General features: G+C 51.4%; 19 protein-coding genes. 10 read left to right on the forward strand and 9 right to left on the reverse strand.

All coding sequences use genetic code 11. From position 1 onward, the window contains the following. Window positions 1-44: 44 nt before the first annotated feature. From ACJJIP_RS21125 to ACJJIP_RS21135, 3 genes are all read right to left on the reverse strand, one after another. Entirely contained in the window at window positions 45-1,769 is a 1,725-nt protein-coding gene (locus ACJJIP_RS21125; RefSeq protein ID WP_020413970.1) for a S8 family peptidase, read from the reverse strand. 711 nt (window positions 1,770-2,480) lie between these two features. Next, entirely contained in the window at window positions 2,481-3,035 is a 555-nt protein-coding gene (locus ACJJIP_RS21130; RefSeq protein ID WP_026305159.1) for a rhomboid family intramembrane serine protease, read from the reverse strand. A 101-nt stretch (window positions 3,036-3,136) separates the two neighbouring features. Then, the gene (locus tag ACJJIP_RS21135) at window positions 3,137-4,024 is read right to left on the reverse strand and encodes a YicC/YloC family endoribonuclease (RefSeq protein ID WP_444945928.1); all 888 of its coding nucleotides are present in this window, start codon (window positions 4,022-4,024) and stop codon (window positions 3,137-3,139) included. 110 nt (window positions 4,025-4,134) lie between these two features. Between ACJJIP_RS21135 and rph the strand changes: the two genes are divergently transcribed. Further along, on the forward strand, window positions 4,135-4,854 hold the full coding sequence (gene rph / locus ACJJIP_RS21140) for a ribonuclease PH (RefSeq protein ID WP_444945929.1): 720 nt from the start codon (window positions 4,135-4,137) through the stop codon (window positions 4,852-4,854). An 85-nt stretch (window positions 4,855-4,939) separates the two neighbouring features. Here rph and ACJJIP_RS21145 read toward each other — a convergent pair whose 3' ends face one another. Further along, on the reverse strand, window positions 4,940-5,707 hold the full coding sequence (locus ACJJIP_RS21145) for an exodeoxyribonuclease III (RefSeq protein WP_020413974.1): 768 nt from the start codon (window positions 5,705-5,707) through the stop codon (window positions 4,940-4,942). Window positions 5,708-5,821: 114 nt separating this feature from the next. Between ACJJIP_RS21145 and pyrE the strand changes: the two genes are divergently transcribed. Both pyrE and ACJJIP_RS21155 read left to right on the forward strand, forming a co-directional pair. Then, window positions 5,822-6,475 carry an orotate phosphoribosyltransferase gene (gene pyrE, locus ACJJIP_RS21150; protein WP_020413975.1) on the forward strand — a complete coding sequence of 218 codons (654 nt, stop codon included), beginning with the start codon at window positions 5,822-5,824 and terminating at the stop codon, window positions 6,473-6,475. A 46-nt stretch (window positions 6,476-6,521) separates the two neighbouring features. After that, entirely contained in the window at window positions 6,522-7,127 is a 606-nt protein-coding gene (locus ACJJIP_RS21155) for a hypothetical protein (RefSeq protein ID WP_020413976.1), read from the forward strand. Window positions 7,128-7,227: 100 nt separating this feature from the next. Here the strand turns inward: ACJJIP_RS21155 and slmA are convergent, their stop codons facing one another. The 4 genes from slmA to coaBC all read right to left on the reverse strand — a co-directional run bounded on the left by slmA (window position 7,228) and on the right by coaBC (window position 12,647). Beyond that, on the reverse strand, window positions 7,228-7,836 hold the full coding sequence (gene slmA / locus ACJJIP_RS21160; RefSeq protein ID WP_020413977.1) for a nucleoid occlusion factor SlmA: 609 nt from the start codon (window positions 7,834-7,836) through the stop codon (window positions 7,228-7,230). Between the two features lie 127 nt (window positions 7,837-7,963). Continuing rightward, window positions 7,964-8,866, reverse strand: coding sequence for an acetylglutamate kinase (argB, locus tag ACJJIP_RS21165; protein WP_282953646.1), 903 nt, complete (start codon window positions 8,864-8,866; stop codon window positions 7,964-7,966). A gap of 168 nt (window positions 8,867-9,034) precedes the next feature. Continuing rightward, on the reverse strand, window positions 9,035-11,416 hold the full coding sequence (locus tag ACJJIP_RS21170; protein ID WP_444945930.1) for a phosphomannomutase/phosphoglucomutase: 2,382 nt from the start codon (window positions 11,414-11,416) through the stop codon (window positions 9,035-9,037). A 22-nt stretch (window positions 11,417-11,438) separates the two neighbouring features. After that, window positions 11,439-12,647, reverse strand: coding sequence for a bifunctional phosphopantothenoylcysteine decarboxylase/phosphopantothenate--cysteine ligase CoaBC (gene coaBC, locus ACJJIP_RS21175; protein ID WP_353375879.1), 1,209 nt, complete (start codon window positions 12,645-12,647; stop codon window positions 11,439-11,441). Between the two features lie 151 nt (window positions 12,648-12,798). On the opposite strand from coaBC, the gene radC reads away from it, so the two are divergent. The 7 genes from radC to ACJJIP_RS21210 all read left to right on the forward strand — a co-directional run bounded on the left by radC (window position 12,799) and on the right by ACJJIP_RS21210 (window position 17,622). Further along, window positions 12,799-13,473, forward strand: coding sequence for a RadC family protein (gene radC / locus ACJJIP_RS21180; RefSeq protein ID WP_444945931.1), 675 nt, complete (start codon window positions 12,799-12,801; stop codon window positions 13,471-13,473). A 215-nt stretch (window positions 13,474-13,688) separates the two neighbouring features. Then, on the forward strand, window positions 13,689-13,925 hold the full coding sequence (gene rpmB, locus ACJJIP_RS21185; protein ID WP_020413982.1) for a 50S ribosomal protein L28: 237 nt from the start codon (window positions 13,689-13,691) through the stop codon (window positions 13,923-13,925). 36 nt (window positions 13,926-13,961) lie between these two features. After that, entirely contained in the window at window positions 13,962-14,117 is a 156-nt protein-coding gene (gene rpmG / locus ACJJIP_RS21190) for a 50S ribosomal protein L33 (protein ID WP_020413983.1), read from the forward strand. A 96-nt stretch (window positions 14,118-14,213) separates the two neighbouring features. Beyond that, window positions 14,214-15,029, forward strand: coding sequence for a bifunctional DNA-formamidopyrimidine glycosylase/DNA-(apurinic or apyrimidinic site) lyase (mutM, locus tag ACJJIP_RS21195; protein ID WP_020413984.1), 816 nt, complete (start codon window positions 14,214-14,216; stop codon window positions 15,027-15,029). A gap of 77 nt (window positions 15,030-15,106) precedes the next feature. Then, window positions 15,107-15,259, forward strand: coding sequence for a DUF5993 family protein (locus tag ACJJIP_RS21200; protein WP_282953647.1), 153 nt, complete (start codon window positions 15,107-15,109; stop codon window positions 15,257-15,259). Between the two features lie 24 nt (window positions 15,260-15,283). Continuing rightward, entirely contained in the window at window positions 15,284-15,823 is a 540-nt protein-coding gene (locus tag ACJJIP_RS21205; protein WP_282952091.1) for a disulfide bond formation protein B, read from the forward strand. A 191-nt stretch (window positions 15,824-16,014) separates the two neighbouring features. After that, window positions 16,015-17,622 carry an amidohydrolase gene (locus ACJJIP_RS21210; protein WP_444945932.1) on the forward strand — a complete coding sequence of 536 codons (1,608 nt, stop codon included), beginning with the start codon at window positions 16,015-16,017 and terminating at the stop codon, window positions 17,620-17,622. Window positions 17,623-17,654: 32 nt separating this feature from the next. On the opposite strand, the gene ggt is transcribed toward ACJJIP_RS21210, so the two are convergent. Beyond that, entirely contained in the window at window positions 17,655-19,373 is a 1,719-nt protein-coding gene (gene ggt / locus ACJJIP_RS21215; RefSeq protein WP_444945933.1) for a gamma-glutamyltransferase, read from the reverse strand. Between the last annotated feature and the right edge of the window lies 1 nt (window position 19,374).

Genomic DNA, 19,374 nt, shown 5'->3' on the forward strand with positions numbered 1-19,374 from the left:
GTAAATGCCGGCCTTTTCCAATAATGGTAAATTTAACTTGCCGCTTAGGGCACGGCTTCCGCCTCCAGGGTTGCACCAGTATAGGACCTGTAGCCGTATACGGTGATATCCCAGGTACCAGACTGCGGGTTATTGATGGTGCAGCTTTCGTTATTGCTCGACTCTCTAGAGGTGCATGCCCATTGTGAGGCATTGCTGTGTCCCACGTACAGGTCTGCATCACCCTCGCCACCGTACATTTGTACGTTCAGGGAAGAGGTACCAGCCGCCACTTCGATAGTGAAGTCCTGCCGACTGCGCCAGCCGCCGGAGAGGTTGGTCTCTGTCCAGCTCACCCCATCGCCATTTCCGTTGCCACCGCCATCATCGCCGCTGGCCATGGCTACAGCTGCCGCCGCATCGACAATACCGGTACCACAGCTGCTGCATGAGGACGGGAAGCTACGGGCAGTGCTGGTTAGGATTGATTCCACCTCGTCCGGGCTCAGGTTCGGGTTGACTGAGTAGAGCAGCGCGGCAGCACCGGCAACGTGAGGCGCGGCCATGCTGGTGCCTTGGCTGTAGAAATAGCTATCACTGCTTGGGTTTGTTGCACCGCTGTTGTGTGTGGACAGAATACCATTCGGGTCGTTGAGGAAGCTCTGTGCTCCACCCGGTGCGGCAACATCCACTACATTGCCGTAGTTGGAGTAGTAAGAGCGCCCGCCGTTACGGTTAGTTGCTGCAACCGTAATAACTCCATTACAGCTTGCCGGGCTGAACTGGCTGGCATTGGTATTGTCATTACCAGCGGCAACTACAACGGTGGCGCCCAGGCTGCGGGCGGTATTGATAGCATTTTGGGTTGTAGTATCACAACTACCGCCGCCACCAAGACTCAGGTTGAGTACTTGGGCTGGATTAGCATTAGTCGGCAGGCCACTGACGGAACCGCCTGCTCCCCAAATAATGCCGTCGGCAATATCAGAGGTATAACCACCACAGCGACCGAGTACACGAATCGGAACGACCTTGGCCTTATAGGCGACCCCGGCGATGCCCATATTGTTATTGGTGACCCCGGCAATAGTGCCGGCTACGTGAGTGCCGTGCCAGCTGCTGTCACTTTCTGAGGGGATACGTGGATCATCGCCACAGGCCTTATTGGTGTACCAGTCACCTGGATCAGTGGCATCGCTATCGCGGCCGTCTCCATCCACAGAGACAAAGGTATCAGAAATCATGTCATAGCCCGGCAGAATGTTGCCGACCAGATCGGGGTGTGGGCGATAACCGGTATCAAGTACGGCGACAACAGCTCCTTCACCCTGGGTTACATCCCAAGCTGAAGGCAGGTTCAGGCCGCCGGTGGTCTCAAAATAGTGCCATTGATTGAGATAGCTCGGGTCATTAGGTGTGGCCATAGCGCGCATAATACGGTCAGGCTCGGCATACTCCACATCCGGATCCTGCTTCAGGCGGCTGATAATGGCTTCCAGCTCAGCTTTATTTTTCCGCCCCTCCAGGCGCATTACTTGTGCACCGGTAGCCATACGGCGTAGGTGACGCATCTTGTGGCCGGCGCGACGAGAAGCCTTTTCCACAGTCTCTTGGGCCATAGTGGCAGCCCGACCGACCTTGGCGTTATTTTTATATTTTACGATGATGCGATCTGTCAGCAGAGTGTTGTCCGCCTCTTCTGCATGGGCAGCGAAGGGTGCCGCGCACAGTATTGAAAGTGAGCTCGCTAAAGCTGTCTTTTGAAAAAGAGTTTTCAATGATGATTTCATTATTGTTATTTCTCCGAGATTCTATTTGTCCGGATGCCAGTCAGTGTTCTGGCAGGCCGGCCACTCCTGTGTCACCTCGTATTGGCAAAAATAAATTTGCCAAACGGGTTAGCCAAAAAACTGCCAATCACGTGATCAATTAGTCAGTTTCACTAAAATTGGTACCAGAGTTTCAATCGGGCACAGATATATAACGATATCGAAATCATTATCCTCAGTGAAAACCCAACAAAACTTGTGGCTTTTGGCGACAAATTTATAAGTTTTGAAAAAAAAGTCAGGTATTGAGAATTTGTCCATTGAGGAGGTGTGCTGCAGTTCTCATTGAAAATGAGAGCGAAGAGAATATAAGAATTGTTATGAAAAAAATTAATACAATTTTCTGCTAGACAGGAAGTATCGTCATGTTTTCCGAAGTGGTTTTTTTCTTTAGTTAGTTTGAATTCCTAGACCTTTCATCAGAGGCTAATTAGCCCTGGGATTCCACTAAGATGGTGGCCCTATTTGATATCTTTAAGAATGAGACATTGCTCTCAGATTTTATTAATTCAGGGAAGGTTAAGTCTGTTTGGGCTCAGAAGGATGCTTTGAATGTTTGTGAAAGGTGCGCTTTAATTATTTATATTTTATTTTGAAAGGCTTTTATTTCTATCTCGGGTTTGATGTGTATAACCACTCTGAAGACTAACAGTCTCACGTAGTTGATGTCGCTTACCGGGCTATATTATAGCTGGGAGTGTGCGCCCAAAGCCTCGCCGCCAATATGCCAAAGATGAAGCCAAATAGGTGTGACTCCCAGGAAATATAATTTCCTTTAGGCAGCAGGCCAATAATCATTCCCCCATAAAAAATCCCTATAAAGATGGACACAATTAATCGACTAAACTGCCTGCTGATAAATCCAGCCATTAGCAAAAAACCGAAATAACCATAGATTATCGAACTTGCCCCCAGGTGGTTTCCGTCTCTTGCAAATAGCCAAACGGTAAGCCCGGTAGTAACTAAAATAGCGATTGTTATTTTCAGGTAGGTTTTAACTCCATATTGTAATACCAAAAAGCTAAATACGCACAGAGTTACTATGTTTGATAAAAAGTGCCACACACTTCCATGTAGCAGGGGAGCGGAAAAAATATGAGGTAGATGGCTGAGAGACCTTGGGACCAGGCCGAAATGATTTAGTGATCGCCCCGTAATTATATTGATAATTTCAATAGTAGCTAATACAAAAAAAATTGCTCCAGCCCATTTAAAACTTTTACGCATAAATTTTAATTTTTAACGTGGGGAAGACTAAAAAGAATAGTTCTGTCGAAGGTGGGAGAATATAGAGCCTTCACTTTAGTTGTAAAAGCCCTATGGTTTTCCTACTCAATATTCTGTACTTGCTCACGCATCTGCTCGATTAATACTTTCAGTTCTACAGCTGCTTGAGTGGTGTCAGTCACAATGGACTTTGATGAAAGAGTGTTGGCTTCCCGGTTAAACTCCTGCATCAGGAAATCAAGGCGTCGGCCAATTGCGCCACCGCCGGCGAGCACGCGGCGGGTTTCTGCAGTATGGGCACTCAGACGGTCCAGCTCTTCATCAACATCGGCTTTTTGAGCCAGTAGCACTATCTCTTGCTCAAGACGCTCCTTATCCAGGTCCACAGAGAGTTCTTCCAGGCGGCTGCGTAGCTTTTCCCGTTGGGCTTCCAGTATTTGTGGGAGCAGTTCGCGAACATTAGCCACCTGCTCTTCAATTCCTTTGAGACGGACTTCAATAAACTTTGCCAGCTCTGCGCCCTCGCGTTCGCGATTTGCGCGTAACTGCTGCAACGCCTCGTGAAATGCCTTCAGGATAGTTGCTGACTGCTGCTCGGTATCGGCTTCCGGCTCGCTGATCACTCCGGGCCACTGTAATAGCTGCAGAGGATTTAATGGCTGTATCTCTTCACCTGCAGCCACTTGTTTGGCGGCCTGAATTAATGCCTGTGCTAGGGGCTGGTTTATTTCGAGGCCGCTACTCTCCACACAGTTAGGTTTGATGGTCAGGGTGAGTTCAAGCTTTCCGCGGGACAGGGCTTTGCGTAGAGTGTCACGTAACTGGGCCTCTAAAGGACGTCCAACCTCTGGCAGACGAAAATGGGGCTCTAGGTAGCGATGATTAACCGAGCGCAGTTCCCAGATAGTGGTCCCTGTAGCGTAAGTGCCTTCGGCGCGGCCGAAAGCAGTCATGCTCCGCACTTTGTTTTGTTCCCGGTTATTGGCCATTGCTGATCCCCTGCAGGCGTATTTATCGGCTCGGCATCATAGCACAGCGTTCGGACAGGCATGCTGGGGTATATAATGCTGGGCTTTCATATAATTTTCTGAGGTGAGCTATGCAGCGTCCCAGCGGCCGCGCAGCGGCGCAATTGCGCCAGATTCAAATAACCCGTAACTACACCCGTCACGCTGAGGGCTCTGTTTTGGTAGAGTTCGGCGATACAAAAGTTTTGTGTAACGCATCGGTGTCGAGTGAAGTGCCGCGGTTTTTGCGTGGTCAAGGTAGTGGTTGGATTACCGCTGAGTATGGGATGCTGCCGCGTTCCACCGACTCGCGTATGCCGCGCGAAGCGGCCAAGGGCAAGCAGAGTGGCCGCACTGTTGAGATCCAGCGCTTGATAGGCCGCTCTTTACGCGCAGCGGTAGATTTGGAAAAGCTAGGTGAAAACCAGATCACCTTGGATTGCGATGTTATTCAGGCCGATGGCGGTACGCGAACGGCCGCTATTACTGGCGCCTGTGTGGCCTTGGTGGACGCCCTGCGCTATATGCAGCGAGAAAAAATCCTTACCGAGGATCCATTGCTCAACTTGGTCGCTGCGGTTTCTGTTGGTATCTATGATGGCGATGCAGTACTCGACCTGGATTACCCGGAGGATAGTGCGGCTGATACCGATATGAATCTGGTGATGGCAGCAGATGGTGGCATGATTGAAGTTCAGGGTACAGCAGAGGGCAAGCCTTTCACTGAGAAGCAGTTCGCACAGCTGCTGGGGCTTGGCAAGGCAGGTATTGATGAACTGATTGCACTCCAACAGGAGGCGCTAAATCAGTAGCAACCGGTAACTGATGGCGAGTCCTGTATGTCGCCAACAAGTAAGCTGATCTATGAAGCCTGGACGAATCCAGGCTTCATAGCATTCACACTTCAATGTCGTAATCCATCATCACTGGAAGGTGACTGGAAAATTTAACGTTCTTGTTGATAGCCCCATATTCGATACGGTTTTTCAAGCCATGCGACACGATTTGCATGTCGGTGCGCCAGCCATCGCCCTCGCCCACGGCGCCGCTCGGCCACCAGGAAAATTCATCGGTGTCTTTGACTACGCGGCGGAAGGCATCGACATAGCCAATCTCATTGAACAGTTGGTCCAGCCAGCGCTGCTCGTGGCGCATAAACCCGGGGCTATCCTGGTGATCTTGCCAGTTCTGCACATCGGCCCGGCGGTGGGCCATGCCCCAGTTGCCACAGAAAATAAAATCGCGGCGTTTGCGGCTGATCTTATGCAAATGCGCCTGCATATCGTCGAAGAACTGGACCTTTTTCTCCAGTGATGCTTCATCCGTTGCCACTGGAGCAAGCAGGGAGCCAACACTCAGGCGTTCGAAGTCTGCTTGCAAATAACGTCCGTACATATCTTCGCCATTGGCAAAGCCCATTCCAAAAATAATCGCCTTGGGCTGGTTGCGCGTATAGATCGCCACACCATTTTCATGGGGTGTGCCCGAGTCGAAAAAATAGCTGTAATAGCCGTCGGGGTGGAATATGGGGTGGTCAAGCTCTGGCTCCAGGGAGCGCAGGTCCTGAAGGCAGATAATGTCTGCGTCCTGCTCAGCCAACCAATCGTAGAGACCGCGTTGTGCGGCCTGATGAATGCCGTCTACAGACAAGCTCACTATTCGCATTATTAGCCCCTTACCAGCGGACTGTGTATCATTAGAAACATTATTTGCATGCCTATCCCCGGGATTGCTTCGGGGAGGTCTCCCTTCACCTTAGCCAATAGTTAACAATTTTCCATGCAGCAATATCAGCGCGATTTTATCCAATTGGCCCTGGATCATCAGGTGTTGTGTTTTGGCGACTTCACCTTGAAATCAGGCCGTCAGAGCCCCTACTTCTTCAATGCCGGCCGATTCCACACCGGTGCCGCACTGGCAGCACTCGGGCAGGCCTACGCCGAAGCGATTATCGCATCGGGAGTGGAGTTTGATGTCATTTTCGGACCGGCTTACAAGGGCATTCCGCTGGGTGCGGTGACTGCCGTGGCATTGGCCCAGAAAGGCATTGATAAACCTTTTTGCTACAACCGCAAAGAGGCCAAGGATCACGGCGAAGGCGGAACCTTAGTGGGTGCGCCGCTTAATGGCAAGGTTTTGATTATCGATGATGTGATTACTGCGGGCACCGCGGTGCGTGAAGTCATGCAGATTATCGAGTCTCATGGTGCTGAACCGGCGGGTGTAGTGATTGGTTTGAACCGTCAGGAAAAAGCCGGTGAGGATTGTGAATTCTCCGCTATTCAGAAAGTAGAGAGACAGTACAATATTCCAGTGATCAGCATTGTCCAGTTGGATAATGTGATCAGCTTTCTCGAGCAGGAATCGCAGGACGGCGAGACCCTGCAAAAAATTGTGGACTACCGGCAACGTTATGGGGTTTCAGGTCAATAAATAGGCCTTTTCCTGCAGCGGGCCGCACTGTTTAGTGAGAAGAGCGATGCCAATCGCCCCTATTGCACGTTTACTGGTTCCAGGCCTTTTACTGCTCTCCATCCTGGCAAATGCCGCAGGCGGAGCCAGGGGGCAGGTACTTTATCGCTACACTGATAATCAGGGCATTTTGGTGCTCAATGAGAGCGTGCCTCCTGAATATGTGGCTGGGGGCTATGAGATCCTCAGTCACTCCGGTCGAGTATTGGAGGTGGTGCCGCCGCAATTGAGCCCAGAGGAGTATGAGGTTCAACGTCAGCAGGAGGTTCAGAAAGAAGCTGATCGCAAACTGCTCAAGCGTTACAACAGTGTTGCCGATATTGAGAGTGCGCGTAAACGCAAGTTGGCAATTGTCGAGCAGGACATGGCGATTATGCGCTCGAATATCAATAGCCTCGGTCTACAGATAGCTCAGGAAGAAGCGAGCGCGGCACGTACCCAGCGCGGTGGTCGCGAGGTGGCCCCGGAACTGCTGCAGCGTATTGCCGACCTGCAAAAAGAGGTTTCAGTGTTGCGTGAGCGGCTCAGCCGGCGCGCTGATGAGGCCGTCTCTATCAATGATGAGTTTGATAAAGCTGCTGCGCGCTATGCTGAGCTTATGGCTAAACACTAAATGAAGCTGAATTCGCGAGGATAATTGCTCAGTGAGTTTTATCCTCAGGCTCCAACCGGCGTCATTTTTCTAAATTATTCCGTGGCTTGGCTGCAGCTATTTAGCGAGCTGCAGCCACTGTCTCACGGAAAAACCCCGAGGTTAAGACCGGCCATTGCTCAGCCCAGTATTCTGTAGGCTTGCGCTTGAAGCCGCTGCGTACGTATTGCACGATACGGCCTTCGGCACTGGCCAGTAACAGATTGGCGGCACCGCCCAGGGGCAGAGTTGGGCGGAGGTGTTCGCGAAGCTCTGCCTCGCGCAGAATTTGCCGGATCTGGGTCTCCAGGCGATCGAATAGCTGCAGGATACGCCCGTGTAATCGCTCAGTTTCGCCTGTCAGTGCATCGCCAGTGAGGAGGCGGGTTATACCCGGATTGCGCTCACAGAAAGCCAGAAGAAGGTGCAGAATTTTCTGGCAACGGTTCAGGGCTGAAGGCTCCTCCTGCAAAATCATTGCAATGCGTGTGAAAACTGTCTCCTCGATAAATTCGATAAGACCTTCAAACATTTTTGATTTACTTGGGAAATGGCGATAAAGCGCCGCTTCTGAGAAGCCGACTTCCTTGGCCAGGGCTGCAGTTGTAATACGTGCGCCGGGACTGGCTTCCAGCATATGTGCCAGAGCTTCCAGGATCTGTTGACGCCGATTGATTTTTTCGCTGCTCATTGACTGCCTTTAGTCCGCTTGGGGAGCGGACAGTGGTTTTTGCTCTTGTTGCCTTAATATTGCGGCGGCGGAATCCTACCGATTCGCTCGGCTGTCTTCAATTGCCAAGGACGATTGTGTGTCCGCTTTATGCGTCATTGTTGGTAATTAGGGTGCCAACGCCGGTATCTGTGAAGATTTCCAGCAATACCGCATGGGGTACCCTGCCATCGATAATATGTGCCGAGGTCACACCGGCTTTAACAGCATGCAATGCGCAGGCAATTTTGGGCAGCATGCCGCCGTGAATTGTACCGTCTGCAATTAAGCCTTCTACCTGCGGTGTACTCAAACCGGTCAGTACCTCTCCCTTTTTATCTTTAAGGCCCGATACGTTGGTGAGTAGCATCAGTTTTTCTGCTTTTAGACATTCGGCAATTTTACCGGCGACCAAGTCCGCATTGATATTGTATGAAATACCATCCTTGTCGACCCCAATTGGAGCGATTACCGGAATAAAATCGCTGTGAATCAACATATCAATAACATCGGTATTGACCTTTTCTACCTCGCCCACCTGGCCGATGTCGATAATCTCCGAGGCATGCAGGCCGGCGCTCTCATTTTTCCTGGTGAGTTTACGTGCCTTGATTAATAAGCCATCCTTACCGGTGACACCCACAGCACGGCCGCCGTTATGGTTGATCAAGTTGACAATTTGTTTATTGACGGTGCCGCCTAACACCATTTCCACCACATCCATGGTTTCGCTGTCAGTGATGCGCATACCATCGACAAAACGGGATTCGATACTCAGTTTGTTCAGGAGCTGACCAATTTGCGGACCGCCGCCGTGTACCACCACGGGGTTCATACCAACCAGCTTCATCAGGATAATATCCCGGGCAAAGCTGTTCTGAAGCTCCCTGTCCACCATGGCATTTCCGCCAAACTTCACTACAACGGTCTTGCTGGTAAATTGCTGGATATAAGGCAATGCCTCATTCAGGACCTGGGCAACACGCAGTGCGGACTTTTTATCGAGGGACATGGAAATTCCTTTGGAGTAAGGCACGTTTGAGCGGAATTCTCCTGCCGCCCAATCTATGCCGAGAGTGCCGCGCAGGTACGCGGATATGTTGTGGATATAAACATACCGACCGCCGGTCGGCAGCGGCACTTATCTGTGCCGCAGTATATTCAGGTCAATTTATACTCGTCAGTCGAGAAGCTGCCAGTTAGGCACGGTAATAGTGGGATCGATTTTTTTGAGCTGATCCATAACCTGTTTGCGAATACGTTCTAGAGCCTCTTCATTTTCAGCTTCAAAACGAAGGGTTAAAACGCTAGTAGTATTGGAGGCCCGCACCAGTCCCCAGCCATCGTTGAACTCTATTCGCAAGCCATCGATAGTATTGACGTCCGCACCGGTAAAGCTCCCTTGCTCGCGTAACTTTTCAATCAGGGCAAATTTTTCCTGCTCCGCCACAGGTAACAGGATTTCTGGGGTACTTTGCATTTTGGGTAGGGTGTCCAGCAATTCGTCGAGGCTCTGTTCACGTAGTGCCATAATTTCCAGGATGCGCGCAGCCGCGTAAATACCATCATCAAAGCCAAACCAACGATCCTTGATGAAAATATGCCCGGATAATTCGCCACCAAGAATGGCTTTGGTTTCCAGCATTTTGGTTTTCATCGGGGCATGGCCTGTTTTCCACATTACCGGTCGGCCTCCATATTGGCTGACCAATTGCGCCAGGCTGCGACTGCTTTTCACATCAAAGACAATGCTTTCACCGGGGTGCCTGCCGAGAATATCCCTGGCTAACAACATAACCAGTTGGTCGGCCCAGGCGATACATCCACTGCTGGATACCAGGGTAACCCGATCGCCGTCGCCATCGAGAGCCACGCCCAAGTCCGCTCCGGCCTCAGCGACTTTATCTATCAGAGCCTGGAGGTTTTCCGGGCGCGAAGGATCTGGCGGGTGGTTGGGGAAGTTCCCATCCACTTCGCAGAATATTGGTGTTACTGCACAGCCCAGTTGCTCGAACAGGCGCGGGGCCAGTAGGGAAGTAGCGCCGTTGCCCGCGTCCACTACTAGGTGAGGCTGCCCGGCGAGCGCTACATTGTTGAAGATCTCATCGATATACTTGTCTTTGATATCCTGCTCGCGGTTACTGCCTTCTCCATCCTTGAAAGGGCCCTTTTTCATTAGCTGGTAAAGCCCCTGGAGCTTCTCCTCGGCCAGAGGGCGGCCCTTGAGTATAATCTTGAATCCATTGTATTCGGCGGGGTTGTGGCTGGCGGTTACTATAACTCCACTGGTGGTGTTCTTGCCTTTTGCGCAAGCGTAATAGAGTAAAGGTGATGGGACCAAGCCCAGGTCAACACTGTTACAGCCGGTATCGAGAATACCTTCCATCAGACAATTACTGAGCAGTTCACTGCTATTTCGGCCATCGCGTCCCACAAGCAGAATATGCTCCCCTGCGTGTAGGGCTAGGGTACCGAGAGCGCGCCCAAGCTGGTATGCGAAAGGCTCGTTGATCTCATCGCCGGCAATACCGCGAATGTCGTATGCGCGAAATACGTGCGCGGGAAACTCGGTGCCCAGAGAGGAGTGCGGCTTGTTCACTTCTTTAGGGGTATTTTCTGCATGGCTTTGCTCGGTGGCCTGTGGAGCGATACTGGGGGCCGCGGCCAGGCTCTGGGGCAGGGAACCATCCTGCTGTGGGGCCTCACCCTCTATTTCTCCAAGTTTACTCGTCCTCTCGCTGTCTTTTGTGTTTCTTTGGCTGCGTTCCCAGGGAGCGCGAGTGTCTTGTGGAAGAAAGCGTATCAATAGCAGCAGTGTAACCAGCAGGCCGGCACCGGCACCGAGATAAATCCAAAGCGTCGACAGGCTGTATTGTTCGGTGAATGTAGTGGAAGGGCTAAATTTCACATGCAGATAACTTCCCTGAATATCCACAGTGGAGGTATAGCTCCCACCCTGCCCGCTGCTCCATAGAGTTTGTGCAGCCCCATCGGGAAATTTCTGGGTGAGCTGAATTTGTCCCTGACCCTTATCAAGGTCATCCAGAGTGCTTTCTATTACGGTAAAGGGTTGGCTTACCAGCAGTTGCTCGCTACTTAGGTTGATGACGTTGTGTAATTGCCAGCTATTATCGGAGCCTGTGCGCAGTATTTCCAGGGGTTGCTGTGCGTCCAATCGGGTTCGTTTGAGCAGATCTACCAGGGCGAAATTGAGACTCGGGTCTGAGCCGGCTCCGACCTGAATCTGCGCGCTGCTAAATACCTGCACCCTCGATTGCTCTGGCAGTTCGGCAGTATTGAGAAGAGTGGCAGCCGGCGTCTGTAACGCACTGATTTTTTGCAGGCGCCGAGAACGCTCGATCAGTTGCTGTTGAATTACCTGAGCTAATGTTTCTCCCTGTTTTTCAGCCGCCTTGGCCACCTGGGAACGGTTATGGGGTTTGACCAGATGTTCAATGATTAAATAGGCTCCACAGAGCCAGGCTACTGCGGCCAGTAGGGAAGGTAGTAGTAGTCCTTTGTGCAATGCTGAATTGCGTTGACTGTTGTTCTTGGAAACCACAGATATTCCTGTCCGAGATTTTTTACTGTTGTGCCTTGGTGGCAATTATTTCTATAAGCTGCCTGGCCAGATCGGTCTTCAAGGCTGGCGGTAGAGTATCGCTGCCATTTCGATCTATCACTGTGACCGCGTTGTGGTCGCTGTTAAAACCGCTATCTGCGCGGCTTACATCATTGGCAATTATCATATCTAGATTTTTTCGCTGCAGCTTACTCAGTGCATACTGCTCCACCTGTTGGGTCTCTGCGGCAAAGCCAACCGTAAATGGGCGTCGTTCCACGCGTGCAGCGATACCGGCAACGATATCGGGGTTTTTAATCAGGGCAATAGAGCTTTCATCATGGTCTTCCTGCTTCTTGATTTTTTGCTCGGCGGCGGCGGCTGGACGAAAATCTGCAACAGCGGCAGCGCTGATAAAGATGTCACAGAGGTCCGCTGCGCGCTCGGCAGCAGCGCGCATTTCTCGTGCGTCGACAACGTCGACGCGCTTAACATGGGCCGGAGTGGCCAAGTTTACCGGCCCGGCAATCAATGTTACCTGGGCGCCGGCCTGTTGAGCGGCCTTGGCTAGTGCGAACCCCATTTTGCCGGAACTGTGGTTGCTCAGATAGCGTACCGGGTCCAGTGCTTCGCGGGTTGGACCAGCGGTGATGACTACGTTTTTGCCTTGCAGGCAGTCGCTACTGCCGAACATAGTTTCCGCCTGTAGTACTAACTCTGCGGGCTCGAGCATGCGCCCCGGCCCTACATCTCCACAGGCTTGACTGCCGGCCGCTGGACCCCATAAGTGAACTCCGCGGTCGCGCAGAGTTTTTGCATTGGCTGTTGTAGCGGGGTGGCGCCACATGGCCTGATTCATTGCGGGTGCTAGCGCCAGGGGTGCCTCACTGGCCAGGCACAGGGTGTTGAGCAGATCATCGGCCATGCCGCAGGTGAGTTTCGCCATCACCTGGGCGCTTGCGGGTGCAATCAGGATTAGCTCGGCCCACTTGGCCAGCTCAATATGCCCCATGGCTGCTTCAGCGGCAGGGTCCAACAGGTCAGAGTGAACAGGGTTGCTAGACAGAGCCTGGAAAGTCAGGGGCTGCACAAATTTTTGGGCTCCGGCAGTCATAACCACCCTTACCTCGGCACCGCGATCTTTCAGACGGCGTACCAGGTCGGCGCTTTTGTATGCGGCGATACCGCCACTGATACCCAAAAGAATGCGTTTATTGGTAAGGGGGGACATAGATACAGTTTCCGAATATATGCGAGCGGGTTAGATTAGCATTTCTGCGTCCGTACTTATAAGGCGGAGAATAGACACGAAAATCGCGTTTGGGGTGAGTTGGTGAGAGGGTTCACAGAAAAAGGCTGCCAGGAAAGGCTGGGAAGTGGATATGAAAATCAAGGATTGGCCGGAGGCTGAAAGGCCTCGGGAGAAGTTGTTGGCGCGAGGTGCCGCAGCGTTGTCGGACGCGGAGTTGTTGGCCATATTCCTGCGTGTGGGTTTGCCAGGGGTTTCGGCGGTGGACTTGGCACGCAGTCTACTGACTGAGTTCGGCGGTCTACGAGCGCTGCTAGAAGTGGATAGGGACCAGTTTTGTCGCGCGCGCGGATTGGGGGATGCCAAGTTTGTCCAGCTGCAAGCGGCGCTGGAAATGGCAAGGCGCCATTTGGCGGAGACTGTGAGCCAAGGGAGCGCACTGTGCAGCCCGGCTACAGTGCGAGACTATTTAGCGATGCAGCTGCGCCACCGCCGACGGGAAGTATTCTGCTGCCTGTACCTGGATACCCAGCATCGTGTGATTGCTTTTGAGGAGCTGTTTGAGGGAACGCTCAATGCTGCCAGTGTCTATCCCCGTGAGGTGGTACAGACGGCTCTGCATCGCAATGCGGCAGCGCTAATCCTGGCGCACAATCACCCCTCTGGCATCTGTGAGCCCAGCCAAGCGGACATATGGATCACTGAGCGCTTGGTACAGGCCTTGGAGCTGGTCGATATTAAAGTTCTAGATCACTTAATCGTTGGTGAGGACAAGGCTTTATCCTTTGCCGAGCAGGGGCTTCTGTAAAGATGCCGTGATCGGCGCAGAACTGCTGTACAAAACTTGCTCCCTACGGGCTCTTTTGGTATAAAACGCCGCTCTTTGCGGCCGGGCCAGATTCTGCACAGGTTCCGCCGCCATCCAGGAACCGGATTAGAATCCCGATTTTTATGTTCCCGCACTACCTTTTCCTCTTCAGGATTGGCGCTATGCGGGCACAAGCGTTTTGAAGAGGCCAACAGATGTCCAAGGTATGTCAGGTAACCGGTAAGCGTCCGGTCACCGGAAACAATGTATCCCACGCTAAGAACCGCACCAAGCGTCGCTTCGTGCCAAATCTGCACAGTCACCGTTTCTGGGTTGAGTCCGAGAAGCGTTTCGTGAAACTGCGTGTTTCCGCAAAAGGCATGCGCGTTATCGATAAGAAAGGTATCGACGCTGTCCTGACTGAGCTGCGCGCCCGCGGCGAAAAAGTGTAACAGCTGTAACCCAGCTAATAGATTGGAGATAGAGCAATGCGTGAGAAGATTCGTCTGAATTCCAGCGCCGGTACTGGCCACTTCTACACCACTACCAAGAACAAGCGCAACATGCCCGAGAAGATGGAGATCAAAAAGTACGATCCCGTTGTACGTAAGCATGTGATGTACAAGGAAGGCAAAATTAAGTAATTGCCTACCGCTACTGTACAGAAAGCCCGGTTTTAACCGGGCTTTTTTGTGCGTTGTGGAAATTGAGCAGCCAGTTTAGACAGGGTATTCCAGACGATGCCAGAGCTCCCGGAAGTAGAAACCACCCTCAGAGGTCTGAAACCTCACTTGGAGGGGCACAAAATTCGCTCCGCAAAGGTGCGTCAGCACCAATTGCGCTGGACTGTGGACGCAGACTTTGAACGTCGTATCCGAAATGCCCGAATACTGAAGCTGGAGCGCCGGGCTAAGTACCTACTGGTGCATACTGACAAAGGCTGCGCTATCTGGCACCTAGGGATGTCTGGCAGTCTGCGTATGGTTGAGCCTGCACTGGCACCGGAAAAGCATGATCATATCGACTGGCGCCTGGATAGCGGTCTCACACTGCGTTACCGCGACCCTCGCCGTTTTGGTGCCCTATTGTGGACGGCGGCGGACCCACTGACTCATGATTTGCTCAGCCACCTGGGTCCCGAGCCTCTCTCAGAAGAATTTTGTGGTGACTATTTGTTTGAAGCTTCGCGAAAGCGTAAGCAGTCGGTTAAAACCTTCATTATGGATGGCCGTATCGTTGTGGGGGTGGGCAATATTTACGCTAGTGAATCCCTATACCTAGCGGGGGTTCGCCCCGACCGACAGGCCGGTTCCATCTCCAAAGCCCGATACCAGCGCATGGCCAAATCCATAAAGCAGGTTCTGAGTCAGGCAATCGCCCAGGGTGGAACGACCTTGCGGGATTTCATTGGAGGCGATGGAAAGCCGGGCTATTTCGCCCAGCAGCTCAATGTTTATGGCCGTGCAGGTGAGCCTTGTCCCTCGTGTGGACGAGCGGTGCGGGACATGGTTTTGGGCCAGAGAAACACTTTCTTCTGTTCCAGCTGCCAGCGTTAATTTGCAGTAAATCTGGGGAACTGTCTACGGCAATACTAATATCAAGCTATCGCCGTCTACGGAGATAGTCCGTGGTAATGTTATTGCCATTTATCACCACCTTACTGTCAGCATGGTACATCTGGAGTGGACACCCGCGGGCGGCAATTGGCTGGTGGCTCGTGACCTTGGCAATTTATCTTGCCTGGTTCGCATATCATTGGACTACTAAGCTACACCTTTCCTTCTAAGAATAGGCCTCAAAGGGGCTCGCCATGGTGTATACGGTGCGAAGGTTCGACGCCCTGCTTCTGTTACTGATTACAGTGGCATTGTGGTTTGCTTTCCTCGTGGAGCTGTTTTTCCATCAGCCACCCTGCCCTCTATGCTTACTGCAGAGGGTGGCTTTTACTATGGTGGGTATTGGACTGCTGATGAACCTGCGCTTTGGTGTGCGGCCTGTACATTATGGAATGGTCATACTATCAGGGCTTGCCGGTTTAGCTGTGGCTGGGCGACAAGTGCTACTGCATATCCTTCCTGGCAACCCGGGCTTTGGTGAAGCTTTCTTTGGCCTGCACCTTTATACCTGGTCAGCTGTTGCCTTTTTTGGGCTTCTAGCTTATTCAGGGGTTGCCATGATGCTAGGATTTTCCCAGCGCAATTTTGCGCCACGTCGTTTCAGTTTTGTGGAAAAATCTGTTGCCACTGCTTTTTTTACCATCGTCATGGTTAATCTGATAGGCGTTTTTCTTGAGTGCGGCCTGGGGCCCTGTACCAGTGGCTCTTTTGGCTATCACTGGTTGTGGACTTAAGCTTGCTCATAAAAGCTTCTCCTTTTCTACAATTACGACAGTGCCATGGGTTATATGTGCTGGACTGGCTGTTACATTTACCTATAAAAGACAGTTGCATATATTTCAAAAAAATATTTTCGAGCCGCTTATTTTTAAAGCCAATTACTTTCCGTGGATTGACTGGGGTGCCTCTGAAAAAGGAAGCTCGTATGAAGCGTTTGGTTTTGATTTTATATTGTTTTTCTTTGCTGTCCTGCGGTGAAGCTATTCCACAGAATAGTTCCAGCCTAGTTCCTGCTCAGCTGATTTTGGAAAATGCTTATATCTATACACTGGATAAATCCCGTTCCGTTGCCTCGGCCATGGTTATCAGGGATGGGTATATTGTTTACATTGGCGATGAACAGGGTGCAAAAAAATACATTGGGCCAGATACAAAGGTTGAGAACCTACAGGGAAAACTGATCTTACCAGGGTTTATTCAGGGAGCAAAAATTGCCGGATCGGCATTTGGCATTGATTTGCACGCGGGAAATACGGTTGATGATTACCGGCGGGCGGTAGAAGTTTATATCCAGGAAAACCCGGATCAACAGGTTGTGGTTGGTTCAGGATGGCGCCCACAAGCATTTTCAGACCATAAAATTCATAAAGAAATTCTCGATCAAATAAATGATTTAATTCCTATTATTCTGGTTTCTGCTGACGGAACGAGTATCTGGACAAATTCCGAAGGGCTCGCTGCCGCCGGTATTGATAACGATACGAAAAATCCACTAAATGGATTTATTGCTAAAAATGAGGATGGTATCGCAATAGGCTTATTGCGTGGCCGAGGTGCGACAGAACTATTGCAGAAATTGATCCCAGATAAGCGTTCGACAGATTACCATAAGGATATTTTACGTATAAATAGTCTGGCCCCCAGTTGGGGTGTGACAACACTTTATGAGACCAATACCCCTTTGGTTAGCGGTGGAAAATTAATGACGATTCTGGATAAATTTTCAGATCTAGAACCATTGGACTTGCGGGTAAGAAGCTCATTTACTGTTTTGCCTGATATGACAGCAGCACAGTTTAGGACGCTACAGGCTCTTACCAAACGGTATTCCGGTGAAGATTTTCGTATAGGTTCTGTCAGTATCAGTACCCCTGTCTCTCCGAATGCAGTTGGCCATAGTTCAGAAACTGGAAAATTACCGGCAATAATACAGCTAGTAGAGCGAGCAAATATTCATAATTTCCCTGTACAACTTTACGTGCATAATCGCGTTGGCACTGAGTTGGCTTTAGGAGTTCTCTTGCAGCTGGGAGATATGGCCAAAAAAAGAAACCCGCGTAACAGTATCTTCAATGCCACGATTGCCGATGCCGATGAATTACAGAAATTTGCAAAGGGTAAAATTGTAGCGGTAGTTCATCCGCGCAAAATTCCGCTACAGAAAAAAAATTTCAATGTAGAAAATAGTAAACATTTTTTTCCGGAAGGCGTTACTTTGGTTTCTGGGTATGTATTGTCTTCAGGTAGGGAGAGTAGTCCACTGTTTGGGATTCAATCCGGGGTAGAGCGCAATATCCCTCTGGAGGTGATGCTTGAGACTTTTACTATAAATGGAGCCTATGCCCATGGGCTGGAATCGGAAACAGGCAGTCTGGAAAAGGATAAGTGGGCGGATTTTATTGTGCTGGATCGTAATCTATTCCAGATTCCTGTAAGTGAAATCCACAAAGCCAATATCCTGCGGACTTATTACAAGGGGCGGCTGGTTTATGAATTTGGTAGCGATAAATTGCCCAATGAAAAAAGCCCCTGATGTGCAGAGGCTTTTAAGTATCCCACCTGAGATCAGTGCCCCAGGGCGCTCCCCTCACGACGGGGGTCAGCGCCGCCATGGAGTTTTTTATCCTTTAGGGCAATTGCATGAATGCCGCTATTGAGATTGCGCTCGACTACCTGATGTCCGCGTGCCTTCAGCTTTTCTACAGTTTCACTGCTGAAAAACCCCGGTTCCAGTTCCACGCGCCGGCCGATAGCGCCAATATTACCGGCGGCTATAGCGTCTGCGATCGGCATATCCAGACCCAAATGATAGAGAATGGTTCGAGCTGTATAGTCGATGATGCGGGATCCACCGGGGGAGCCAACCAGCAGGCGCATACTGCCGTCCTTGTTGAATACGATAGTGGGTGACATGGATGAACGGGGTCTTTTTTCGGCTTGGATACGGTTGGCTACCAGATTCCCATCGGCATCCCTTGGCGTGAAGGAAAAGTCGGTTAATTGGTTGTTCAGCAGAAATCCCTTCACCAGTAAACGTGATCCAAACCCCGTCTCGATGCTGGTCGTCATACTGACACCATTGCCGTAGCGGTCCACCACTACCAGATGACTGGTGTTGGGCATCTCCGGTGACTGGGCCATTGTGCGCTTGCTAGTACCGGCCGAGGGATTGCCTGGCTTGGCGGTGTTGGCGCTATCTGGGTCAATCAAGGCAGCGCGACTGCTTAGGTAGTCGGGAGAGACCAGGGGCTTGCTCGGCACACTGACAAAATCCGCATCGGCGGAGTAGGTATTGCGGTCGGCAAATGCCAGCTCGGAGGCTTCAATAAACAGGTGGGTGAGAAGGTCGTCGCCAGCCTCCATCTTGTCCAGCGGAAACTGCTGCAGCATGCCCAATATTCCACCCACAGTGGTACCCCCTGAGGAGGGAGCATCGGCACCACAGACGCGATATTCGAGGAATAGTGAGCATAAGGGCTCACGCTGCTTGGCTTTATAGGTAGCCATATCTTCCAGGCTGAGCAGACCGGGGTTTTCCGGGTCGTTATTTACTGCCTCTACAATAGCCTTGGCTATTTCGCCATGATAAAACGCATCTGAGCCACCTTTGGCAATCATTCGCAATGTCTGGGCGTAATCATGGTTCTTCAGCTTGTGCCCCACAGGCAGAGGCTTTCCATCATTGTCGAAGAAGTAGTTGGCGATAGCCGGCCTGGCGGCAACGCTCGGAAGCCTGAGCAGGAGCTGGTGCAGACGAGGGGAAATCTCAAATCCGTTTTCGGCTAAGTCGATAGCGGGCTGGAACAGGGATTCCCATGGGAGTTTGCCATCGCGCTTGTGTGCCATTTCCAGCATGCGGATAACGCCGGGTACACCTACTGAGTAGCCACCAATAACCGCTCGGATAAATGAGCGGGGCTTACCCTCGTGCATAAAGTAATGTTCATCGACTGCAGCGGGCGCTGTCTCGCGACCATCGTAGTATTGGAGTTCTTTGTCGTCGGCGTCATAACTGAGCATGAAGGCACCGCCACCAATACCTGATGACTGAGGCTCCACAAGCCCCAATACCATTTGTGCGGCTATAGCAGCATCCACAGCGGTACCTCCTTGGGCGAGAACCTGCTCAGCTGCGCGACTGGCATGTGGATTGGCGGTAACCGCCATATAGGTGTTGGCTGTGGCCGACTTGATCGCACTGCGACCGGTATCGATCTCCGGTTGCGGCTCGTCGGCTATTGCTGGGGTCATTAAGACGGCAAAGGCGAGGAGAAGGTAGCGCACA

The organism is Microbulbifer variabilis, assembly GCF_052467165.1.